This window comes from Sphingomonas elodea ATCC 31461 (assembly GCF_000226955.1).
Taxonomy (GTDB): Bacteria; Pseudomonadota; Alphaproteobacteria; order Sphingomonadales; family Sphingomonadaceae; genus Sphingomonas; species Sphingomonas elodea.
The window spans coordinates 101853-120672 of record NZ_AGFU01000005.1; the positions used below are offsets into that span (position 1 = coordinate 101853).

Annotated in this window: 18 protein-coding genes; 8 read left to right on the top strand and 10 right to left on the bottom strand. The window is 67.1% G+C overall.

What is annotated here, in order from left to right; translation table 11 throughout:
• Positions 1 to 94: 94 nt before the first annotated feature.
• Complete coding sequence (gene lon, locus KK7_RS0102240; protein ID WP_010543016.1) at positions 95 to 2551, bottom strand: endopeptidase La; 2457 nt, start codon at positions 2549 to 2551, stop codon at positions 95 to 97.
• A 253-nt stretch (positions 2552 to 2804) separates the two neighbouring features.
• Between lon and KK7_RS0102245 the strand changes: the two genes are divergently transcribed.
• Entirely contained in the window at positions 2805 to 4490 is a 1686-nt protein-coding gene (locus tag KK7_RS0102245) for a M1 family metallopeptidase (protein WP_010543017.1), read from the top strand.
• Positions 4487 to 5089, top strand: coding sequence for a methyltransferase family protein (locus KK7_RS0102250; protein ID WP_010543018.1), 603 nt, complete (start codon positions 4487 to 4489; stop codon positions 5087 to 5089). Before KK7_RS0102245 ends, KK7_RS0102250 begins: the two co-directional genes overlap by 4 nt.
• Before the next feature lie 56 nt (positions 5090 to 5145).
• Here the strand turns inward: KK7_RS0102250 and KK7_RS0102255 are convergent, their stop codons facing one another.
• The 4 genes from KK7_RS0102255 to KK7_RS23320 all read right to left on the bottom strand — a co-directional run bounded on the left by KK7_RS0102255 (position 5146) and on the right by KK7_RS23320 (position 8697).
• Positions 5146 to 5739 (bottom strand): GNAT family N-acetyltransferase, encoded by a 594-nt coding sequence (locus KK7_RS0102255; RefSeq protein ID WP_010543019.1) that lies wholly within the window; start codon positions 5737 to 5739, stop codon positions 5146 to 5148.
• Positions 5740 to 5743: 4 nt separating this feature from the next.
• Positions 5744 to 7009 carry an ATP-dependent Clp protease ATP-binding subunit ClpX gene (clpX, locus tag KK7_RS0102260; RefSeq protein WP_010543020.1) on the bottom strand — a complete coding sequence of 422 codons (1266 nt, stop codon included), beginning with the start codon at positions 7007 to 7009 and terminating at the stop codon, positions 5744 to 5746.
• Positions 7010 to 7153: 144 nt separating this feature from the next.
• Positions 7154 to 7810 carry an ATP-dependent Clp protease proteolytic subunit gene (locus tag KK7_RS0102265; protein ID WP_010543021.1) on the bottom strand — a complete coding sequence of 219 codons (657 nt, stop codon included), beginning with the start codon at positions 7808 to 7810 and terminating at the stop codon, positions 7154 to 7156.
• 89 nt (positions 7811 to 7899) lie between these two features.
• Positions 7900 to 8697, bottom strand: a complete 798-nt coding sequence (locus KK7_RS23320; RefSeq protein ID WP_029622669.1) for an SDR family oxidoreductase — start codon at positions 8695 to 8697, stop codon at positions 7900 to 7902.
• A gap of 203 nt (positions 8698 to 8900) precedes the next feature.
• On the opposite strand from KK7_RS23320, the gene KK7_RS23865 reads away from it, so the two are divergent.
• The 3 genes from KK7_RS23865 (at position 8901) to KK7_RS19960 (ending at position 11359) form a co-directional block, all read left to right on the top strand.
• Positions 8901 to 9077: a hypothetical protein gene (locus KK7_RS23865; RefSeq protein WP_474753597.1), complete on the top strand. Its 177-nt coding sequence runs from the start codon at positions 8901 to 8903 to the stop codon at positions 9075 to 9077.
• Entirely contained in the window at positions 9044 to 9331 is a 288-nt protein-coding gene (locus KK7_RS23870; RefSeq protein ID WP_474753598.1) for a hypothetical protein, read from the top strand. Before KK7_RS23865 ends, KK7_RS23870 begins: the two co-directional genes overlap by 34 nt.
• An 888-nt stretch (positions 9332 to 10219) precedes the next feature.
• Positions 10220 to 11359, top strand: a complete 1140-nt coding sequence (locus KK7_RS19960; RefSeq protein WP_010543023.1) for a cellulase family glycosylhydrolase — start codon at positions 10220 to 10222, stop codon at positions 11357 to 11359.
• Here KK7_RS19960 and KK7_RS19965 read toward each other — a convergent pair.
• Both KK7_RS19965 and KK7_RS0102290 read right to left on the bottom strand, forming a co-directional pair.
• Entirely contained in the window at positions 11295 to 12896 is a 1602-nt protein-coding gene (locus KK7_RS19965; RefSeq protein ID WP_237709112.1) for an NAD(P)-binding protein, read from the bottom strand. The two genes, KK7_RS19960 and KK7_RS19965, sit on opposite strands and share 65 nt — an antisense overlap.
• A 272-nt stretch (positions 12897 to 13168) precedes the next feature.
• Positions 13169 to 13867, bottom strand: coding sequence for a pirin family protein (locus KK7_RS0102290; protein WP_010543025.1), 699 nt, complete (start codon positions 13865 to 13867; stop codon positions 13169 to 13171).
• Between the two features lie 120 nt (positions 13868 to 13987).
• On the opposite strand from KK7_RS0102290, the gene KK7_RS0102295 reads away from it, so the two are divergent.
• Positions 13988 to 14917, top strand: coding sequence for a LysR family transcriptional regulator (locus KK7_RS0102295; protein WP_010543026.1), 930 nt, complete (start codon positions 13988 to 13990; stop codon positions 14915 to 14917).
• A gap of 859 nt (positions 14918 to 15776) precedes the next feature.
• Here KK7_RS0102295 and KK7_RS0102300 read toward each other — a convergent pair.
• The 3 genes from KK7_RS0102300 to KK7_RS19970 are packed head-to-tail and all read right to left on the bottom strand — an operon-like array spanning position 15777 to position 16978.
• The gene (locus tag KK7_RS0102300; RefSeq protein WP_010543028.1) at positions 15777 to 16259 is read right to left on the bottom strand and encodes an OsmC family protein; all 483 of its coding nucleotides are present in this window, start codon (positions 16257 to 16259) and stop codon (positions 15777 to 15779) included.
• Entirely contained in the window at positions 16256 to 16651 is a 396-nt protein-coding gene (locus KK7_RS0102305; protein WP_010543029.1) for an OsmC family protein, read from the bottom strand. The genes KK7_RS0102300 and KK7_RS0102305 overlap by 4 nt, the downstream gene beginning before the upstream one ends.
• A gap of 12 nt (positions 16652 to 16663) precedes the next feature.
• Positions 16664 to 16978, bottom strand: coding sequence for a hypothetical protein (locus KK7_RS19970; RefSeq protein WP_010543030.1), 315 nt, complete (start codon positions 16976 to 16978; stop codon positions 16664 to 16666).
• 169 nt (positions 16979 to 17147) lie between these two features.
• Between KK7_RS19970 and KK7_RS0102315 the strand changes: the two genes are divergently transcribed.
• Both KK7_RS0102315 and KK7_RS0102320 read left to right on the top strand, forming a co-directional pair.
• Positions 17148 to 17456: a UBP-type zinc finger domain-containing protein gene (locus KK7_RS0102315; RefSeq protein WP_010543031.1), complete on the top strand. Its 309-nt coding sequence runs from the start codon at positions 17148 to 17150 to the stop codon at positions 17454 to 17456.
• Positions 17457 to 17524: 68 nt separating this feature from the next.
• Positions 17525 to 18805 (top strand): MFS transporter, encoded by a 1281-nt coding sequence (locus KK7_RS0102320; protein WP_010543032.1) that lies wholly within the window; start codon positions 17525 to 17527, stop codon positions 18803 to 18805.
• Positions 18806 to 18820: the final 15 nt, after the last annotated feature.

Below are 18820 nucleotides of genomic sequence, written 5' to 3' on the forward strand. Positions count from 1 at the left end.
TCGCGGCGGCTGCGCTTGACGTGCCAGTGAGCACGGGCGAGCCGCCGGAGTCAAAGCCTTTCGGACGGAATTGCGTCAGAAAAGTTACGAAATGTCAATGATGCAAAGCATCTCCGATCGCCGGCACGCCGGCGGGCGGCTGGGTAGCGAGTTCGTCCGCATCCGACCAGTCGATTGCGGTAAGCGGCTCGGTCAATGCAAGCCGCAAAACCTCGTCGACGTGCGAAACCGGGACAATCTCCAGACCTTCGCGAATGTTCGCAGGAATTTCGGCGAGGTCTTTCTCATTCTCCTCCGGGATCAGCACCGTCTTGATACCGCCGCGCAGCGCCGCGAGGAGCTTTTCCTTGAGGCCGCCGATCGGCAGCACCCGCCCCCGCAGCGTCACTTCGCCGGTCATCGCCACGTCCTTGCGGACCGCCACGCCGGTGAGCGTCGAGACGATCGAGGTAACCAGACCGATGCCCGCCGACGGACCATCCTTCGGCACCGCGCCTTCGGGCAGGTGGACGTGGATGTCCTTCCGCGCGAACAGGCTCGGCTTGATGCCGTAGCTCGGGCTGCGCGCGCGAACGAAGCTGAACGCGGCTTCCACCGATTCCTTCATCACGTCGCCGAGCTTGCCGGTCGTCTTGATCGCGCCCTTGCCGGGCACGGTCACGCTCTCGATGGTCAGCAGCTCGCCGCCCACCTCGGTCCAGGCGAGGCCGGTGACCGCACCGATCTGGTGCTCCTCCTCGCCCACGCCGAAGCGGAACTTCCGCACGCCGGCATAGTCCGCGAGATTCTCCGGGGTGATGGTGACCTGGGTCTCCTTGCCCTCGAGGATCTTGCGCAGGCTCTTGCGGGCGAGCTTCGCGACCTCGCGCTCCAGCGTGCGTACGCCCGCCTCGCGGGTGTAGTAGCGGATCAGGTCGCGGAGACCCTCGTTGGTAAGCGTGAACTCGCCCTCCTTCAGGCCATGCGCGTCAATCTGCTTGGCGATCAGGTGGCGCTCGGCGATCTCGACCTTCTCGTCTTCCGTGTACCCTTCCAGCCGGATGATCTCCATGCGATCGAGCAGCGGCTGCGGCAGGTTGAGCGAGTTGGCGGTGCACACGAACATCACGTCCGAAAGATCGATGTCGATCTCCAGATAATGGTCGTTGAACTTGCTGTTCTGCTCCGGATCCAGCACCTCGAGCAGCGCCGAGGCCGGATCGCCGCGGAAGTCCTGGCCGAGCTTGTCGATCTCGTCGAGCAGGAACAGCGGGTTCGCGGTGCCGGCCTTTTTGAGGTTCGACACGATCTTGCCCGGCAGCGAGCCGATATAGGTGCGGCGATGGCCGCGGATCTCGGCTTCGTCACGCACGCCGCCCAGCGACTGTCGGATGAACTCGCGACCGGTCGCCTTGGCGATGCTCTTGCCCAGGCTGGTCTTGCCCACGCCCGGCGGGCCGACGAGGCACAGGATCGGCCCCTTCAGCTTGTTGGTGCGCGCCTGGACCGCGAGATATTCGACGATCCGGTCCTTCACCTTCTCCAGGGCGTAATGGTCCTGGTCGAGCACACCCTGCGCCTCGGCGATGTCCTTCTTCAGCTTGGACTTCTTGCCCCAGGGCAGGCCCAGCAGCACGTCGAGATAGTTGCGCACGACGGTGGCCTCGGCCGACATCGGCGCCATCGTCTTGAGCTTCTTCAGCTCGCCCTGCGCCTTCGCGCGCGCTTCCTTGGAAAGCTTGAGCGTGGCGATCTTCTGGGTAAGTTCGGCGACCTCGTCGCCCTCGCCCTCTTCGCCCTCATTGCCCAGCTCGCGCTGGATCGCCTTGAGCTGCTCGTTGAGATAATATTCGCGCTGCGTCTTCTCCATCTGGCGCTTGACGCGGCTGCGGATCTTCTTCTCGACCTGCAGCACACCCAACTCGCCCTCCATGAAGGCGAACACCATCTCGAGCCGCTTTTGCGGATCGGTTTCGACCAGCAGCGACTGCTTGTCGGCGACCTTGACCGAGATGTTGGCGGCGACCGCATCGGCGAGGCGCGACGGATCCTCCAGCTCGCCCAGCTGCACGGCGGTCTCGGCCGGCAGCTTGCGATTGAGCTTGGCGTAATTCTCGAACTGGTCGACGACCGAGCGCATCAGCGCCTTCAGCTCGGGGCTGAGATTTTCAGGCGTCAGCTTGGAAACCGCCTCGTCGACACCTTCCTGTGCGGCTTCAAGCGACGCGTCGCCTTCTTCCACCGGCTCGACATGGGCGGTGAGATAGGCGCCGGTTTCCTCGATCGAGGTCAGGCTGCCGCGCTCCTTGCCCGCGACCAGCACGCGAACCGTGCCGTCGGGCAGCTTGAGGAGCTGCAGCACTTCGGCAGAAACGCCGGTATCATAGAGATCGTCGCGGCCGGGATCGTCCTCGGCCGGATCGAGCTGCGCGACGAGGAAGATCTCCTTGTCGGCAGCCATCGCCGCTTCCAGCGCCGCGACCGACTTATCGCGACCGACGAACAGCGGCACGATCATGTGCGGGAAGACGACGATGTCGCGAAGCGGAAGGACGGGATAGGACTGCTTCATGAAAACTCCGGGTCCGCCCCACGCAGGGGCATCATAGCCCTTATATATGGGGCCTGAAACGAACGCATCAATCGCGTACGGGCATTAACCGAGATTGCAGTGGAAAACGCCTGCGGGCGCCGGGCGATCCACCCCCTCGCTTCCCCGGGCAGCATGGGTATCATGAGCGCGTGACGTCAGTCGATTCGGCGGTGCACCATAGAGACAAAGCATTTCGGGGGTCGCTTTGAACATTTCGAGGATCGCACTTGTCATGGCTGCGATGGCAGCAATGACAGGCGGCGCGCAGGCGCAGAAGCGCGGCGAACCGCCGATCACGCCGACGACGCAGGCCTCGGGCGGGCCGATCGATCCGGCCCGCGCCGCGCTCCGCCTGGAACATGCCGATCTCGCTATCGAGGTAGACCCGTCGCGCTACACGCTCCAGGGCACCGCCACGCTCACCCTGCGGACCAGCGCGCCGCAATCGATCCTGCAGATCGACCTGGACCGGAACCTGCCGGTGCGCGCGATCCGGATCGACGGCAAGCCGCTTCAGCCCGATCAGTGGCGCAATCCGGAAGGCCGCCTGTCCGTCACCCTGCCCCGCCCGCTCAAGGCCGGCGATACGGTGACAGCGGAGATCCGCTATGGCGGCACCCCGCATGTAGCGGTCCGCGCACCTTGGGATGACGGCCTGGTCTGGGCGACAACGCCCGGCGAGAAGAAGCCCTGGGTGGCCACCACCGCCGAGGGCTATGGCTGCGATCTGTTCTGGCCCTGCCTCGATTTCCCGCAGGGCGAGCCGGCGCTGGTCGATCTGCACATCACCGTGCCGGCCGGTCTCAAGGCCCCGTCCAACGGCAAGCTGCTGCGGGTGGAGACGCTCGCCGATGGCCGCACCACCTGGCACTGGCGCGCGAAAAGTCCCAATCCCTATGACGTAGCGCTCAATATCGCGCCCTATCAGGAGCTGACCGCCGAGTATAAAAGCCGCTTCGGCAACACCATCCCGCTGCACTATTGGTACCTGCCGGGCCGTGAGGAGAAGGCCAAGGGTCTGTTCGCCGAATTCGCCCCCACCGTCGATTTCTACGAAAGCATGATCGGGCCGTTCCCCTTCGGCGACGAGAAGCTTGGAGTCGTCGAGACGCCGCATCTCGGCATGGAGCACCAGACGATCAACGCCTATGGCAACAACTATCGCAAGACGCCGTCGGGCTTCGACGAGATCTTCCAGCACGAGCTGGGCCATGAGTGGTTCGGCAACCAGCTGACTGCGGCCAACTGGGACGATTACTGGCTGCACGAAGGCTATACCCAGTATATGCAGCCGCTCTACGGCCAATGGCGCGAGGGCGATGCCCGCTACGCCACGATGATGGACCAGTATCGTCTCGCCATCCGCAACAAGGCGCCGATCGTCTCGGGCAAGATCCGCACCGAGGAAGAAGTGTATGAGGACGACAAGGGCGGTCCCGGCCAGGACATCTACTACAAGGGCGCCTGGGTCCTCCACACGCTGCGCTACCTGATCGGGGACCAGCAGTTCTTCGAGATCACCCGCCGGATCGTCTATGGCCGGCCCGATCCCAAGCCCGGCAACTTCAAGCCGCGCTTCGGCACCACCCCCGAGTATATAGCGATTGCCAAGCAGGTCACCGGTCAGGACCTGCAATGGTTCTTCGATGTCTACCTCTACGGGGCAGGCCTGCCCGAGCTGGTGAGCGAGCGACGCGGCGACACGCTGACGCTGCGCTGGAAGACGCCCTCCACCAAGCCTTTCCCGCTGCCGGTCGACGTGTCGATCGACGGCAAGCTGCAGAAGGTGGCGATGCCTGGCGGCAGCGCGACGCTGGCCGTGCCGGCAGCCGCGCATGTCGTCCTCGATCCCGATGCGCACATCCTGCGCCAGTCGGAATCGGTGGACGCCATCCAGCGCTGGATGCAGCAGCGATGAGCGGCCTCGTCGCTCCTGCGCCGGTGGGAACCCCGGGCCTGGTCATGCTGCTCCTCGGCCTGGTCTGCTTCGTCGCGGCCCTGCTGTTCGTGCGCTGGCGTCGCGGTCGGGTCCGCGAAGCCGGTGCACAGATCGGCAGCCGTTCGCGGCTCGGCATCCTGATCCAGGGTGTCGCCTTCTTCCTCGTCGCGGTGGGCCCGTTGCGGCCGATCCTCCACCCCGGATCCGCGGCAGCGTTGGGCGAGGCCGTGGCCGTGGCGCTGCTCGTGGGGACGTGCATCGCCATGTTCCTGTCCGCAGCCGCGGCGATGGGCAGCAACTGGAGTTTCGCTGCACGGACGCGCGCAGATCATCTCCTCGTCACCTGGGGTCCCTTCGCGACGATCCGCCACCCGATCTACACCGGCCTGCTGGCGATGCTGCTGGCGATGGCGGTCGCCTTCGGCCATTGGCGCGGGCTGGTCCTTGCCCTGCCGCTGTTCGCCATCGGCACCTGGATCCGGGTCGAGGAGGAGGAACGCCTGCTGCGGACCCGGTTCGGCGAGCAGTATGACGCCTATGCCGCCCGCGTGAAGCGGTTCGTACCCGGGCTCTTCTGAGCTGCCACCTCTGCCTGTGCGCTGCCGCCGCTTGCATCGGCGGCGGAGCCCTGTGATCAGTCGGCTGCGCGTCGCATCGACCAGAGCGGCGGCCCGTCCGGCACCCGCCAGCTACCGGTCACGACAAAACCATAACGCTGGTAGAGGCCGAGATTGCTCTCGGTCGCGGTTTCCAGATAGCAGCCGATGCCCTGCGGTGCAGCAGCGAGCCCGGCCAGGATCGCGGCGCCGCCCAACCCCTGCCCCTGCGCGGCCGGATCGCAGCCGGCGATGTGGAGATAGTGGAAGGGCTCGTCCGGAAAATGCGCTTCGACCGCGCCGCTCGCCCGCAGCGCCCGGAACAGCGAACCGCCAAGCGCACGCACCAGACCCGGCGCGCTGGCGATCATCTCCAGCCAGCCGACCTGCGCCCGCCCGGGATTCCGCCACAGCGTCACCGCCGCGCCATCACCCGCCAGCACACCATAGCCGCCCTTCAGATCGGACTCGACCAGCAATGCAAAAAGACGCGGCAACTGGCGCTGCCGCGTCTCCTTGTCCGGAAAAATATAGGCGAAGACAGGATCTTCGGCGAAGGCCCGCCCGAGCATCGCAGCGATGCCCGCGCGGTCTTCGTGCGCGGCCGAACGGGTTGCGATCGGCCGCGCCATCGGATCAGGCGGCGCTGCCGGTCTTTTCCTTCTTCGCGTAGATGCGCACCGGTTCCTTGCGGCCCTCGACCACGTCCTTGTCGACCACGACCTCGTCGACGCCGTCCATGCTGGGCAGGTCGAACATCGTATCGAGCAGGATGCCTTCGAGGATCGAGCGGAGGCCGCGGGCACCGGTCTTGCGCTCGATCGCCTTCTTCGAGACGGCGGTGAGCGCGTCGTCGGTGAAGCCGAGCTTGACCGCCTCCATGTCGAACAGCTTCTGATACTGCTTGACCAGGGCGTTCTTCGGCTCGGTCAGAATCTTGATCAGCGCCTCGACGTCGAGGTCTTCGAGCGTCGCGATCACCGGCAGACGACCGACGAATTCGGGGATCAGGCCGAACTTCAGGAGATCTTCCGGCTCGGTCTGGCGGAGCAGCTCGCCGGTGCGGCGCTCGTCGGGTGCGGCGACATGCGCGCCGAAGCCGATCGACTTGCCCTGCAGACGGTCGCCGATGATCTTCTCAAGGCCCGAAAAGGCGCCGCCGCAGATGAACAGGATGTTGGTCGTGTCCACCTGCAGGAATTCCTGCTGCGGATGCTTGCGGCCACCCTGCGGCGGAACGGACGCGGTGGTCCCTTCCATCAGCTTCAGGAGCGCCTGCTGCACGCCTTCACCCGACACGTCGCGGGTGATCGACGGGTTCTCCGCCTTGCGGCTGATCTTGTCGATCTCGTCGATATAGACGATGCCGCGCTGCGCCCGCTCGACATTGTAGTCCGAGGCCTGAAGCAGCTTGAGGATGATGTTCTCCACGTCCTCGCCGACATAGCCGGCTTCGGTGAGCGTGGTGGCATCGGCCATGGTGAACGGCACGTCGAGGATGCGCGCCAGCGTCTGCGCCAGCAGCGTCTTGCCGCAGCCGGTAGGGCCGACGAGCAGGATGTTCGACTTGGCGAGCTCGACATCGGCACCCTTGGCACCATGGTTGAGCCGCTTGTAATGGTTGTGCACCGCCACCGATAGGACGCGCTTCGCCTTCTTCTGCCCGATGACATAATCGTCGAGCACGTCGCAGATTTCCTGCGGCGAAGGGACGCCACCGTCCTTCTTGGACACCAGCGAGGACTTGGTTTCCTCGCGGATGATGTCGTTGCACAGCTCGACGCACTCATCGCAGATGAATACGGTCGGGCCGGCGATGAGCTTGCGCACCTCGTGCTGGCTCTTGCCGCAGAAGGAGCAATAGAGCGTGCTCTTCGAGTCACCGCCGCTGAGCTTGGTCATTCAATCCATCCTTCGCGCCCCTGGCGCGCTACGCTCGCCTGCTATCCTACACGCAGGCGAAGTTCCGGCAATCCATAATCGCCCCGCCCGCCTGACGTTCCATGCACCGGGAATCGTCAGGCGGTCGAGGATAGTCTTATAGTCTTAATTTGCCGCTGCCGCATCCTCGCTCGGCACCGGACGCTTCTCGTACACCTCGTCGACGATCCCGAAGGCCTTGGCCTCCTCGGCTTCGAAGAACGAATCGCGGTCCATCGTCGTCTCGATCTTCTCGATCGGCTGGCCGGTGTACTTTGCATACAGCGCGTTCATGCGCGCGCGGATCCGCAGGATTTCCTTGGCCTGAATCTCGATGTCCGATGCCATGCCCTGCGCACCGCCCGAAGGCTGGTGGAGCATGATGCGGGCATTGGTCAGCGCCACGCGCAGGCCAGGCTCGCCCGAAGCCAGCAGGAACGAGCCCATCGACGCAGCCTGGCCGATGCACACCGTGCCGACGCGCGGACGAATGTACTGCATGGTGTCATGAATCGCCATGCCCGCCGTGACGACGCCGCCCGGCGAGTTGATATACATCCAGATGTCCTTCTTCGGATTTTCCGATTCAAGGAACAGCAGCTGGGCGGTGATCAGCGACGCCATATGGTCTTCGACCTGGCCGGTCACGAACACGATCCGCTCCCGCAGCAGGCGCGAATAGATGTCGAAGCTGCGCTCGCCGCGGCTCGACTGCTCGATAACGATGGGAACGAGTGCGCCGGTAACGGGATCGATGGTCATCTGACCGGAAAGCGGATGCATGTGGGATGATCTCGTGGTTGTTTATTGCCCGCGCCAACATCGGCGCTCCGGCAGCGCAGCGCAAGAGGGGCTGTTCCGGAGCCGGCGCGTCAGGCCGATTGCAACGCCTTCGCCGACTGCCCCGCCCGCGCGATCCGCTCCAGCACTTCCGGAGACGCGGCAAAGGCCTGCAGCGCCGATTCGAGCGAGGGCATGCAGCGGCTGGCCAGCGGAACATGGGGTGGGCGGGCCGCTTTCCACCCGAACACCGCCCCCGGCACCGGGTCGACGAGCGCGGCCAGCAGCCCGCAGGCCTCCGCCACCGCAACCGCGAAGTCCGCCCAGTGAACCGCACCCTGGTTGGCGACGTGCAGGATGCCGTCGGTCCCGCCGATCCGTTCGTCGAGCACCGCATTGCACAGGTCCGGTACATAGGCGGGCGACACGATCTGGTCCTTGGCCGCGGCAAAGCGCCGGCCCGCCGCCAGCGCCTCCACCGCATGCACGGCGAAGTTGTGCTGGCCCCAGGGAGAGAAGAAGGCCGCCGTGCGCACAATCAGATTCTGCCCCGCCAACGCGCCGATCGCCGCCTCCATCGCGGCCTTGCTGCGACCATAGGCCCCGAGCGGCGCGCAGGTGTCTGCCTCGGTGTAGGAGCGGTCGCGGGTTCCGTCGAACACCAGATCGCTGGAGAAACTGACCGTGGGGATCCCCCGCGCGGACGCGGCGATGGCGAGTCCGGTTGCACCGACGCAGTTGACGGCGAAGCAGGCGCTTTCCGCATCCTCGGCCTCGTCGACCCGTACCCAGCCGGCGGCGTTGATCACCGCCCAGGGACGATGCGCGTCGAGCGCCGCCGCGATCGACGCGCCGTCGCTCAGGTCGAGCATGGCCCGGTCGGTCAGCACGAAAGCCAGGTCGCGGAGGGCGCAGGTTCGCGCCAGCGCCTGCCCCAGCGTGCAGATCGCGTCGCCACCAGCCCTCCCCCTGGATCGCGGGATGGGCAGGTGGTTCGCCGCTGGCCAGTCCCTGCAGCAGCGGGACCATCGCGGTCGGCCGCGGCCCGCCGCCACGCAGATCGAACACCCCGGGTTCGTAGACGCCGGGCGTGGTGAGCAGCGTGTTCCATCCCGAGGCACCGAAGAGCGACCAGGCGGTGACCGCCCGCACGTCGATCCCCGCCGCGCGCGCCGCCTCGGCATCTGCCCAGGCGTCGCGCATCCAGCGCACCTGCTCCTCACGGGTGCAGCCATTATGGACTTCGGTGACCGCGAGCGGGATGCGATAGCGCGCCCAGGCCTCGGCCAGCGCCGTGGCAAGACCGTCCGGCGCAGGGTCGAGCACCCGCACCGCTTCGGTATCGACATAGGCGATCCGGCCATTGCCGCCGCGCATCGCGGCCGGGTAGCTCGCGATCTGCTCGTCGAGGAAACGATCGCTGGTGAGATAATGGTTGATGCCGATAAGGTCCGGCGGACACGGATGCTGCGCCAGCCTCTCCAGCTTGGCGGCGAGCCCGAAGCCGGCCAGCCGATCCCATAGCGGATGCCCCGGCATCACCCGGCCGCAGAGCAGATCCCAACCCATCCAGCGGCGGTGATTGTCGTGGACCAGCTGCGCCTCGGTGCGCGGCGTGCCATAGGTCTTGCCGAGATCGTCGGTCTGGATCAGCCGCGCGTCCGGCCGCACCCCGCGCACCGCGCGCATCGCGCAGACCACGCCTTCCACCTGGTGCACCAGCGCCCGCCAGAAGCTGCCCTCCATGCGGGCATGCGGGTACCAATGCCCGTAGAGCGCCGCGAACCGCGCGGTAGTCAGGGGCTCGTTGACCGGCGTCCAGTCCTCAATCCAGGGATAGCGCTCGGCGACGCGCGCGGCATAGTCGGCCAGCTTCGCGCCGAAGTCGGGATCGAGCAGGTCGGTGCGCCGCGGCCCGCTGCCGTGATGGACCAGCCCCGCGATCGGCCGCATGCCCCGGCCCCGCAGGCGCGCAAGTCGGCTGTCGCTCCACGCCCAGTCGCACACCGCCGGATCCTCGGGGCACACCCGCTCCCACAGCACCGGAAACCGAACCGCACGCACGCCGAGCGCGGCGATCCGATCGATATCGTCCAGCCGATCGTGATGGCCGGTTTCCACGGCCTGATCGCGGAACCGATCGCCGACGCGGTTGACGGTGCATTCGGCCCCGCCCCAGAGTTCAAGTGGTGGAATCGGGCCCCTCAAAGGCTGCAAGAACAATGGGATGCGGCGGGGGGGCACCCAACATGGATTAGCCGACGCACTCCGCTCGTCGCAAACCCTTGCCCGCCCCCTCCGAAGAAGCGCGTAGCGGGTACATCCGCAATTCCCTTCTCCGCCTATAAAAACCAAGTTGTTATCGAGGGTTGGAACGAGATGTCGGTAAAGCCGGTGACGGAGTGTGAGGCCATGGTCGGGCGCTGGACGGAAGCAGAGGCAACGGCGTGGTTCGCTCGCCAGCCCTGGGTGATGGGTTGCAATTTCACTCCCTCGAACGCGATCAACCAGTTGGAGATGTGGCAGGCGGACACGTTCGACCTCGAAGCGATCCGCGCCGAGCTGGCGCTGGCCGCCAATGTCGGCATGAACGCCGTGCGCGTCTATCTGCACGATCTGCTCTGGGCCGAGGATCCCGACGGCTTTCTCGACCGGATCGATACCATGCTGGCGGTGGCGGACAGCTTCCGCATCCGGGTCATGCTGGTGCTGTTCGACAGCTGCTGGCATCCCGATCCGGCGCTGGACCCCCAGCCGACGCCGACGCCGGGTGTCCACAATTCGGGCTGGGTGCAGTCGCCGGGCATCCCCGCGCTGCGTGATCCCGCCCAGCGGCAGCGTCTGGAGGCCTATATCAAGGGCGTGGTCGGGCGGTTCCGCAAGGACCGGCGGGTGCTCGCCTGGGACATCTGGAACGAGCCCGACAACGGGCCCGAGGTGTCGCTGTGCGACGCCGGTGCGCTGAACGCCAAGGCGGACCTCGTCCTGCCGGTGCTCGTCGACGCCTTCGCCTGGGCGCGCAGCATGCGCCCGGTCCAGCCGCTCACCAGCGGCATCTGGCTGGGCGACTGGTCGTCGCCCGATCTGCTCACCCCGTTGCAGCAGGCGCAGACCGGACTGTCGGACGTGATCTCGTTCCACAACTACGGCACGGCCGAGGATTTCGCCCGGCGGATCGGCTGGCTCAAGGTCTTCGGTCGGCCGATATGGTGCACCGAATTCATGGCGCGCCCGGCAGGGAGCACGTTCGAGGCTATCCTGCCGGTGGCGCGCGAGCATAATGTCGGCGCCTTCTGCTGGGGCCTGATGCGCGGCAAGACGCAGACCCGCCTGCCCTGGGCGGCGTGGGAAAACCCGAACCTGGCGGGCCTGAAGGACAAGTGGTTTCATGACATTTTCGACGTCGGCGACGTCCCCTACGACGATACCGAGGTAGAGTTCCTCCGCTTGCTGCGCGCGCTGGACGACAAGGCGCCCCACTGGCCGATCATCGAGATCGCCTCCGGCAGACAGCCCGGCGCCAAGCCGGGCGACGCAGCGAAGGCAGCCTGATCTTCGCTCCCTTCCCGCCTGCGGGAGGGGAGCAAGGGACCGCTACTCCGCCAGCGCCGCGGCCTGTACCGGCTCCGCCGCCCGTTCCTCCGCGATATGGCGGCGATAGGTGGCGAGCGCCTGCCCGACCACCTGATCCATATTGTAGTAGCGACAGGCCGAACAGCTTGTTCAGCGTCGTGCGGTTGATCGGGATCGGCACCAGTTGCCCGCGCACCTCCGCCAGCACGCGATGTTCGTACCGGCGCCACTCGGTGAAGCGCGACAGATAGTCGAAAACATCCGCGCTGCTGGTGTGGAAGATATGCGGCCCATATTGGTGAATGAGGATGCCTGCCTCGTCCCGATGGTCGAACGCGTTGCCGGCGATGTGCGGCCGCTTGTCGATCACCAGCACGCGCTTGCCGCCATCGGCGGCCAGCCGCTCGGCCATCACCGATCCGGCAAAGCCGGCGCCGACCACGAGATAGTCGAAGCGCGTGCTGCGAACCGGCTTGCGCAGCGGCTTGTCCGGTTCGGCGACCTGCAGGATCAGGCCCAGCATCCGCGCGGCGACCTGATCCCAGCTCTGCTCGGCAAGCAGCGCGTCGGCCTCGGACCGCCATGCCTCGCCCTGCCCGCGCAGCGCCAGCGCCAGCGCCCGGTCGCATGCGTCGACAAAGGCTTCCGTACCATCGGCGACGAACACGCCCGCCACCTCGCCATAATGGCGGATCACATCGACGATCGGGGTCGAGACGACCGGCAGCCCCGCGGCCAGATATTCCGAGGTCTTGGTGGGACTGATGAAACGCGTCGCCTCGTTGATCGCGAAGGGCATCAAGGCCGCGTCCCAGCCGCCGGCATAGAGCGGCAGCTCGGTATAGCCCTTGGGCCCCAACCACGCGATGTTCGGGCGCTGCGGCAGCTCGGCGGGATCGATCTTCACCACCGGCCCGACCATCACCACGCGCGCGTCGGCCAGGGCCGCGATCAGCTCCAGGTCCATCCGCTCGTCGATGACACCGTAGAAGCCGAGACGCGGGCGCGGCAGGCCGGTCTGATCGGCGGCATCCTGCACCAGCCTGCGGCCCTGCGCGAAATGGGCGCTGTCGACGCTCGACGGGAGGGGATGCACCGAGGCATGGCTCGCCCGCTTGGCCTCGTACAGGCTGTAGCCGCCGGTGAAGACGAGATCGGCCAGCCCGAACAGCCCCTGCTCCAGCGGCATCAGTTCGGGAGGCGTGAAGCGGAAGTTCTTGGGCTCGTCCATGCAGTCATAGACGGTGCACGCCGCATCCAGATGCCGCGAGAAGGGCAGCATCATCGGTGTATAGTACCAGCGGACCAGCCGCTCCGGCACGTCCCCGACATGCGCATCGAGCAGCGCGCGCAGCACCTCGGCCCGCGCCTCGCCGACGAGCGCGGCGGCAAGATGCGGCACCGCCACCGTAACGCCCGCCCCTTCGTCGCGCAGCTCCAGCCAGGGCGTGGGGCTGTCGTCCTCGATCGGCTCTTCCCAGAACAGCACGTCCATGTTGCGCGCGAACCGCGTCATGAGGTGCTGGGGTCGCTGGAAAACGAAGTTCCAGCGAAGATGCGAAAAACAGATCAGCGCGAAGTTGCTGCGGGGGCGAGCGGTAGCGGCATGCATGATCAAGGACGGGTTCCCTGGTACGTTCGACAGAGAGAACCCGCGCACGCTTCACGCCGTTCCAATATTCCGCATTAACTTCTTTTTGAATCATCATGACACAAGTCAATGCAGACAGTAGGCAAATGCGCATCGCAACAAGCGGGCAGTGCTCGGCACCGCCCGCTGCTACGGTTTCAGGCCGCGTCGACCATCACGATCTCGCTGTCTTCGATCGCGGTGACCTTCAACACCGCGACATCCTTGATCGCGACGCCGTCGCGGGCATGTGCGCGTACACCGTCGATCTCGACCACACCGGTGGCGGGTACCAGATAGGCCCGACGATCGCTGCCCAGCGGATACTCCGCCGTCTCCCCGGCCCGCAGCGTGGCGCCGAGCACGCGCGCATCGGTGCGGATCGGCAGCGCGTCGCCGTCGCCTTCGAAGCCGCTCGCCAGCACCACGAACTGGCCGGCGCGATCGGTCTTCGGGAAGGGACGCGTGCCCCAGCTTGGCTTCTCGCCGCCGCGGGTCGGCTGGATCCAGATCTGGAAGATCCGGGTGGTCTCGTCCTCGCGATTATATTCGGAGTGCGCGATACCCGTGCCTGCCGACATCACCTGCACGTCGCCGGCGACGGTGCGGCCGTGATTGCCGAGATTGTCCTGGTGGGTGATCGCGCCGTCGCGAACATAGGTGATGATTTCCATGTCGCGGTGCGGATGCGGCGGGAAGCCGGTCTGCGGCGCGATGGTGTCGTCATTCCACACGCGCAGGTTGCCCCAGCTGGTGCGGACCGGATCATAATAGTTGGCGAAGGAGAAATGGTGCTTGGCGTCGAGCCAGCCATGGTTGGCGCCGCCGAGGCTGGAAAAGGGGCGAAGTTCGATCATTGTTGGCCTCATTGTGAGGGGGCGCCGGGCATCGGCGCCGCTCCGTTGACCGGCATATAGACGGGCTCGACTTCTCCAGTCAGTGGGATAAGTTTGGCGCAAACGTTCCAGGAAATAGAAATGTCCAGCCCCGGCACCCCGACCTTCGACCAGCTCCGCATCTTCCTTGCCGTGGTGGACAGCGGCAGCTTCGCGGGCGCCGGGCGCCAGCTCAACCGCGCCGTCTCGGTCATCAGCTACGGCATCGCGAATCTGGAGGCGCAGCTGGGCGTGCTGCTGTTCGACCGTGAGGGCACCAAGAAGCCCCGCCTCACCTCCGCCGGCGAAGCCGTGCTGGCGGAGGCGCGGACGGTGGCGCAGGGCATTGATGGCTTGCGCGCCAAGGTGAAGGGCCTGCTCGACGGGCTGGAGGCGGAGGTGAACCTCGCGGTCGACGTGATGCTGCCCACCCGCCGGCTGGGCGAAGTGCTGCGCGCCTTCCGCGCCGAATTTCCCACCGTCACCCTGCGCCTCCACGTCGAGGCGCTGGGCGCGATCACCAGCCTGGTGCTGGAGCGCAAGGCGGTGCTTGGCATCTCCGGCCCGCTGGCTGCAGGGATGAGCGGCATCGAATGCGAGGCAGCGGGATCGGTGGCGATGGTGCCGGTGGCGGCGCCCGACCATCCGCTCGGCCGGATGGACCCGATCCCGCCCGGCGCGGGACGCGACCATGTCCAGCTCGTACTCTCCGACCGCTCACCGCTCACCGCCGGCCGCGACTTCGCGGTGATGAGCCCCCGGACGTGGCGGCTCGCGGACCTGGGCGCCAAGCATGCACTGCTGCGCGAGGGCATCGGCTGGGGCAACATGCCGCTGCCGCTGATCGAACCCGACCTGGTCGCGGGGACGCTGGTGCGCCTCGCCATGCCGGAGAGCCCCGGCGGCATGTACCGCTTCGGCGCGATCTGGCGCCGCGACGCGCCGCCCGGCCCGGCCGCCTCGTGGCTGCGCACCCGGTTCGTGGAGGCGGGTCGCATGGATGTGGACCTGGAGAAGCTCGGAGAGGTTTAGTTCAGGCATGCCGGCGGCCCCAGTCGGCACCCTCGGTAAGATGGCACCCGGGAAGCTGCGCCAGGCGTCTTTCATCACTGCAGCAAAAGGAAAAGCGGGGGGAGATCGGCGACATGCACCAAATAGCGTTGATCGCGCTTCTATCTGGCGCCCCAGTGGCGCAGCACCAGGCACCCGCCGTCCCTCAGCAGGAGAGCGGGTCAGAAAGCGACGCAATCGTAGTGACCGGTCAACGCCTGCACAGGACGAAGATCGACTATAGGCTGCGGCGCGCCACCGTCACCTATTGCGGAACGAGAGACGCCCGGCAGGATCCATCCGCGGTAGCGGCAATCTGCAGCTTTGTGGAAGCGTGCGTCTTCCAAGGGCGGCGAACCTCTTCCGAACTTTCGGACTGCGTGGAAGCCAAGATCGCCGCTCGGGAGCCGCGATCTGCAGATGCGGAGGTCGCGCGAGGCCGCTAGAACAGGATCGCCCCGCCGGTCACCAGCCGGAAGTCGGGCGAATGACGGTTCAGCCCGGCCACCGCCAGCACATCGAGCTGCAGCGTCTTGGTCGGTCGCCATGCGGTCGACAGCGCCGCCAGCGCATGGGTTTCGTGACCCTCGGGATCCTGATCGCGCTCCAGGGAGAGTTCGGCGGTGGTCGAGACCTGTTCGCTGAACTTGTAGCGCAGGCTGGTGATGCCGCTATAGGCGAAATGCCGCCCCTGCCCGCTCTGGTTCGCTGCGGCATCGCCCTCGCCGGTAAGGGCGATCGCGACCTTTCGGTCAGATTATATTGCACCGGCACGAGGATGCCCGCCCCCCTGATCGTCGGAGGTAAAACGACGTGTGTTACGGTTTGTTGCTGGCGACGCTCAATCCTCGCGGATCGCGTGCTCCAGATCGGCGGCGTGGGCGGCGGCGGGCTCGATCGGCGCGGCGGCCTCGGCGAGTTCGGTTTCCACCCGGGCACCGCCGGTCAGGGTACGATGTACCGGGCAGCGATCCGCGATCTCCAGCAGACGCCCGCGCTGCGCGTCGTCCAGTTCGCCTTCGATCTCGATCCGCCGGGTGAACAGATCAGCCGGCACCACGCCCGCCTGACGCTGATGCCCGGCAAGCGTGCGGATGCCGGTGACCGGCCACCCCTTTTGCAGCGCATAGACCCGCAGCGTCATCGTCGTGCAGGCGGCCAGGGCCGAGGCGAGCATCTGATAGGGTGTCGGCCCGGAGCCGAGCCCGCCGACCGACACCGGCTCGTCGAGCATCAGCGCCACCCCGGCGACCTGCACCGCCACCTGGAACTTGCCGGCACCGGTATCGCGCGCCACCGCATCCAGGCCTGCTTCACTGCTCATGCCGTCTGCTCCGCCAATTGGGTTTCGATGGCGATACCCTGCTTCAAGGTCAGCGTCACCGGCGTGCGCTCGGCGATCTCGGCGAGGCGCGCTCGGGCCGCCGCATCCGGACCGGTGATGGTCAGCGTGCGCCGGATACGCCGCACATCCGGCGTGCCGAGAAGGCGCAGGTCGACATCCAGCGCATCGATCCGCCAGCCCTTGCGATCGGCGTACATCCGCAGCGTCATCGCGGTGCAGGCCCCCAGGGCGGCGAGCAGCAGATCATAGGGCGCGGGCCCGGCATCGCGCCCGCCATTGCCGGGCGGCTCGTCGGCAAGCAGCGGGTGGCGGCCGGCGTCGATGCGCGTTTCCAGCAGCTCAGGACCGATATGGGCGTGGGCATGGGCCATCGTCGTCGCGCCTCAGATTGCCAGCAGCGCGATCGCTTCGATCTGCGCCGGGTTGAAGCCGTGATCGGCAAGCACCGGCACGAGATGCTCGGCCGGCTTGCGCTGTCGGCGCGTCGTGCACACGAACTGCCGGATCGCCTCCAGCCGGGGATTGGCGAGCGGCGTTGGGCGGCGCGCGCCGAACAGCGCATCCGCAACTCGCCCGAGCAGCGACGGGCGATCGGTGGCGGGCAGCGCGGCGCAACCACAGGCGGCCGCATCCTGAAAGGCAACGGAAACTGCAGACCACTCGGTCTGGCTCAGTACGGGCGGTGTAACTCGATCCATCGGAACCTCCTGCGTCGCCCTCCTGCTAGCCCGGCCCGGATGGTTCGAGCAGCCGGATAGTCTTGACGCTTTCGTTCGAGAAAGCGGAAAAGCCGGCGCGAGTCATGCCCAACCTTCGTACAGGGGAAGTGCCGGCCCGCCTCGGCTAGGATAGGCAGAGGAGATCGCGATGACCCGCTGCACGCACATGACCGCCGAGACCGTCCGCGCCGTGCGCCCCAGCGCCAAGGGCTGCGTGGAATGCCTGAAGACCGGCAGCTGGTGGGTGCATCTGCGGCTATGCCGGGAATGCGGCCATGTCGGCTGCTGCGACCAGTCGCCCAACCGCCACGCCACCGCGCATTTTCACGAGACCGGCCACCCGATCATGGAAGGCTATGACCCGCCGGAAGGCTGGGGCTGGTGCTATGCTGACGGCATCGAGGTCGACCTGCCCGACCAGACCGCGCAGGACGGGCCGATCCCCCGCTTCTTCTGAACCCCGTGCGTGGACAGGGGCGGCGCCGGCGCTAAGACCGCGGGGATGAAGCCGTTACCGCTCGCCCAATGACCGCCATGGTGCCGCCACCCGCCCCCCGCACGGCATTGTTGCTGTTCGGCGCGGGCGATTTCGCGTTCAACCTCTACTGGCAGGCGGTCAATCTCTACCTGCTGTTCTTCTACATCGATACGCTGCGACTGGCCCCGGCGCTGGCCGGCGCGCTGTTCCTGGTGGGCGCGGTGTGGGACGGCGTGGCGGATTTCATCGCGGGCGTGGTCGCCGAGCGGATGCGGCGGCCCTATCGCTGGCTGATCGGCTGGGGCGCGCTGCCGCTCGGCCTCGCCTTCGTCGCGATGTTCGCGGCACCGACAGGTGGGTGGGAAGCGGCGCTGGCGGCGCAGCTCGGCTTTCGAACCCTCTATGCCTTCACCAACATCCCCTACGCCGCCTGGACGACGCGGCTGGCCGGGACCAGCGCGGAACGGTCGCTGTTGGCCGGGCTGCGCATGGTCTTCGGCGCGGTCGCGGCAACCCTGGTCGCGGGCACCCTGCCAAGGCTGGTCGTCGCGCTCGGCGGCTATGCCGCGGCAACCGCGCTACTGGCGGCGCTGGGCGTGCCGCTGCTCCTCGCGATCGCCTGGAAGGTGCCCGAGCGCCGTCCGCCCACCGGCGCCGCGCCCATCCCCCGCATCGGCCCGGCGCTGGCCCTGCTTGCCCGCAACCGCGCGTTCGTGGCGCTCAACCTCGGCGCGGCGGCCGGCGCGGCGGCATCGTCGCTCACGACTCAGTCGGTACTCTACTATTTCCGCTACGTCCTGACCGACGATCCCGCCGGGCCGCGGGCGCTGGCCGCCATGGCATTTGCGAGCCTCGTCGCCACCCCGTTCTGGACGCTCCTCGCCCGCCGCACGGGTGCCCGTGCCGCCTGGCTTGGCGCCTGTGCCCTCGCCCTCGCCCTGCCCGCCGGGTTCGTGCTGCTGCCCGCCCCCGGGACGAGCGCCGCGACACTGTTCCTGCTGGGCATGCAGGTGGCCTTTGCCGGCTTCGGGCTCGCCGCATGGACGCTGTTGCCGGACAGCGTCGACTGGGGCGCGGCACGCACCGGCGTACGCGTGGAGGCCATCGCCTTCGGCACCTTCGCGCTTGCCCAGAAAGCAGCGCTGGCGGCGGCCGGCTTCGCGATCGGGGCGATCTACCAAGCGAACGGCTTCGTCGCGGGGGCGTCCCAGGGGGCGGCGAGCCTCGCGGCGATCCGCTGGCTGATGCTGGCCGGCCCCGCGATCCTGCTGCTCGCGGCCCTGGCGGCCGTTTTCGCTTTGCCGCAGGACCGCGCGGTCGATGCCTAAGGACGTCTGCCGCGA